3 protein-coding genes and 1 pseudogene are annotated in these 3,498 nt (G+C 64.7%); 2 read left to right on the top strand and 2 right to left on the bottom strand.

Annotated features, from left to right (window positions below):
• Positions 1 to 410, top strand: a pseudogene (locus ACYVDE_RS17730) (hypothetical protein); the annotation flags it as partial.
• 151 nt (positions 411 to 561) lie between these two features.
• Entirely contained in the window at positions 562 to 1,302 is a 741-nt protein-coding gene (locus ACYVDE_RS17725) for a DUF481 domain-containing protein (RefSeq protein ID WP_460502883.1), read from the top strand.
• Between the two features lie 90 nt (positions 1,303 to 1,392).
• Here the strand turns inward: ACYVDE_RS17725 and ACYVDE_RS17720 are convergent, their stop codons facing one another.
• A complete protein-coding gene (locus ACYVDE_RS17720; protein ID WP_460502882.1) occupies positions 1,393 to 2,085 on the bottom strand; it encodes a hypothetical protein in 693 nt (230 codons plus the stop codon).
• 93 nt (positions 2,086 to 2,178) lie between these two features.
• Positions 2,179 to 3,498: TlpA family protein disulfide reductase (locus ACYVDE_RS17715; RefSeq protein ID WP_460502881.1), on the bottom strand; the 1,320-nt coding region annotated here is incomplete at its 5' end.

Below are 3,498 nucleotides of genomic sequence, written 5' to 3'. Positions count from 1 at the left end.
AATTATGGGCCGTGCATCAGGCCGCGCCGCTGGCTATGCCGCCGCCCGGCACCGGCCCGGCGGCGCGGGTGCTGTATTTCGCGATGCATAACCCCGTGTACCTGGGCCGGCTGATGCTGGGCAAGCTGTTCGTATTCGTCAGCTACCTTAAGCCGCACTACTCGCTGGCCCACCGCGTATTGGGCGTGCTGGTGCTGTGGCCGGCCTACATACTGGCGGCGCTGGCTGCCCGGCGCCACAGCATCTGGCGGCCGGCGCGGGTGTTTTTGGCCGGCGTATTTCTGCTGCAAACGGCCATCATCATGCTCACCGTCGATGATTGGGACGTGCGCTTTCTGGCCCCGGTGCTGCCAGTGGTATTTGTTTTGGCTATCTTAGAGCTGACTAAACGGCTACGTGCTTTCAATTAAGTCTTCGCCGCAGGGAAAGCGAGCGGCGGGTATACCGTTTGGCCGAGTAATTGCGTTGGCTCAACTAAACAGTAGCGCGGCCCCGGATAGCACCGGACAGGTTTGCCCGCTTTCTGTTGGTCCTCATCTTTCCTGTTTAGCTTTGCACCCTATGCACCACCTCGTTACCCTGGTTGCCGCCCATTTATTGCACTTGCCGGCCGGCCCGGCCCCCGTGCTACCGGTGGTACCGGTAGTGGTGCAGCACCACTTTGCCGCCGCCCCCGCCGATACCACCGGCACCGTCGAGCGGGCGTATTTCAGCACCAGCCACACCGGCAACTATGCCGTGCGGCACTGGCAGTTTCCGGTGGCACTCAGCTACAGCTACGGGCGGCAGAGCGGGGCTGTGCGCGAGCGAGAGCTGCTGCTGCTCACCACGCCCGACTACCGCCTGGGCCGCTGGAAGTTCTACGCCCTGGGCGAATACGAAACCAGCAACCTGCGCGCCATCGACCAGCGGGTGGTGGCGGGCGGCGGCGTGGGCTACCAGCTCTACGCCGACACGCTCAGCAACGAGCTGGCGCTGAGCACCTTTTTGCTGGATGAACGCACCGACTATCACACCGAGCCCAACCTGCAACGCCACGTGGTGCGCAACAGCACCCGCCTGAAAGCGCGTTTGAATCAGAAAATATTCAGCTTCTCGGAGCTGTTTTTCTACCAGCCCTCACTCACCGACCCTGGCGGCGACTACCGCCTGAATAGCGCCACCGTACTGGCTTTTAAACTATACCAACACTTGGCATTAAACCTGGCTTACACGTTTTCTTACGAAAGCGTGGTAGTGCAAAACCGCAGCCGGGCCAACAGTACGCTCTCGGTGGGCTTTGCCTATAGTACGGGCAAATAGCGCCTGTCATTCCGACGCAGGACAAGTCCGGGGGAATTGTTCACTGGCTTCTCCCAGATTCCTCCTGCGTCGGAATGACAATGGCTGGCCCTACCGCATGTTGGCTTGGGTGAACAGCGGCTCTTTCTCCTTCAGCACTTTGATGAGCTCGCCCAGAAACAGGTTGGCACGCAGGTAAAACACCGGGCCGTTGAGCTCCTTCTGGATGGCGCCGGGCACGAACAGCGGCTGCCGCCAGCCCAGGCCCGTACCCGCGCCACCCCAGCGGAAGATGCGGTACTGCGCGGCCAGTGCCGGCTCGACGATGCCCATGAACTCGCGGGGCGTTTTGTCGAGGTCGCCGTCGTCGGCTTCGTAGAGCACGTACACCGAGCCCAGGCCGGCCTGCAGGTTGGCGCTGAGTTCCCAGCGGCGGTTTTCGAGTAGCACGTAGCCCGCGTAGGCGGCCAGGTAGCGGAAGCGCAGCTCGGCGTCGGCATCTTCGGCGGCGTTGTCGGGCTTGGCCTGGCGGGTGGGCACGCCGGTGCTGAGGAAGTAGATGGCCGCCCCGGTGCGGAAGCGGCTTTTGAACTCGATGCCCAGCTTGAGGCCGTTGATGGTAGTGAGGTGGTGGTTGATGACGGAGTAGCGCGAGTCGTACTGCACCACGAAGCGGTTGCGGGGCAGGCGCGCAATGTTGGGGCGGCGGCCCGCCACCGTATCGGCCGGAGCCGCTTGTGCCCACACCAGCGCGGGCGTCAGCACCATCCCCATCCACCACACAAAGCGCAACAACAAACCCATAGCGAACCGGAGTACGGCCCGGCCCCCGCGAAGTTGTGGCCGGGGCCGGGCCTGCCGCCGGCAGACGATTGAGCGGCGCAAATACTTTAGGGCCTACTGCGCCAAGGCCTGCTCGATGGCCGCCACGGCCTCGGTGCCGCTGCTGGGCCGGGGTGCGGTGCGCGAAATAATGTGGCCATCGCGCCCGATAAGCCAGTAAGTGGGGAATTTATCGACCTGGTAGCGGTCGGGCACGTCGCCGCCGGCGGGGTTGCGCAGGTGCACGCTGTTGGCGCTGACGAGGTGCCGGGCGGCCAGCACCTGCTGCCATTTCGCCTCCGTATCGTTCACCGAAATGTAGACGAATGCTACGTCGCGGCCTTCCAGCTTCTTTTTCAGCTCGATGCTGGCGGGCATTTCCTGCAGGCAAGGCGCGCACCAGGTGCCCCAGAAATCGAGGTAAATAACCTTGCCGCGCAGGTCGGCCAGGGTTACTTTTTTGCCGGTGTGGTCGAGCAGCGCGAAGTCGGGGGCCGGGCTGCCGTCCTGCGCCGCCAGCGTTTGGCGCAAGAGCGTGCGCAACGTACGGGCCGCCACGGAGTCGCGATTGTGCGCCCGGAAGGTGGGATAGGCCGCGGCCACGCCGGCGGGGCTGGAGTCGAGCTTCCAGAGGTAGAACTGCGACATGGCCCGGTCGATGCTGGCTGTGCTGGGGCCAAAATCGGCCGCGGCCAGGGCATAGTGGCGACGGGCTTCGGCCGGGTCGGGGCTGAGGATGCCGCCAGGGTTGAGGCGGTTGGCGTAAGACGTGAGAAAGCGCAGCACGGCCGTTTTGCCTTTGCCGCCGCGCTCGCCGAGGTACTGGTCGAAAGATTTTAGCGGCAGCTGCTGCAGGAAATCGAAGTACGCGGGCGGCAGCATGGGCTCTCGTTTGGCGAGGTTGCGGTAGGCACCCGGGTATTCGAGCAAGCTAATGGCCCAGTTCAGGTCGATATCGAGCCGCTCGCTGCGCAGCAGGTCAGCCGGGAGCGGGTGGGCTTTAGCGTAGGTGGCCAGGTAGGTGCGCCGCAGTTGGCGGAAGGCGTCGGCCTGCTGCCGCATCTGGGCGGGCGTGGTGGTAGCGGTGGGCTCGGGGCGGGGCGCGTCGGCGGCGGGCGGGCCGAATTCAAACTTCCACAGCGACTGGGCCAGGTAGTTGTTGGCGTCGCTCCCGCGCCCGGTGTAGCGCAGGGTTTCGTCGAAGCGCGGGAAATCGAGCGTCATCTGCACGTCGTCGCCGGGCGCGAGGTAGAGGTCGGCATGCTGGCGGGCGTAGTTGAAGTCGACGGGCAGGCCGGCCGGCAGGTCATTCAGCGTGAAGGCAAAATTGCCGGCCGGGTCGAGCACGGTTTTGGCGGCCCGCGGGCCCTGGTGGGGGCCGTAGCTCAGGCGCAC

The organism is Hymenobacter agri, from assembly GCF_054778495.1.
The sequence above is the reverse complement of the archived record's forward strand: the minus strand, read 5'-3'. Positions and strand labels throughout refer to the sequence as shown.

What these genes read in the sequence shown, in the direction of transcription:
- ACYVDE_RS17725 (WP_460502883.1), top strand. Translation starts at nt 562, where the DNA reads ATGCACCACCTCGTTACCCTGGTTGCCGCCCATTTATTGCACTTGCCG.
- ACYVDE_RS17720 (WP_460502882.1), bottom strand. Translation starts at nt 2,085, where the DNA reads ATGGGTTTGTTGTTGCGCTTTGTGTGGTGGATGGGGATGGTGCTGACG.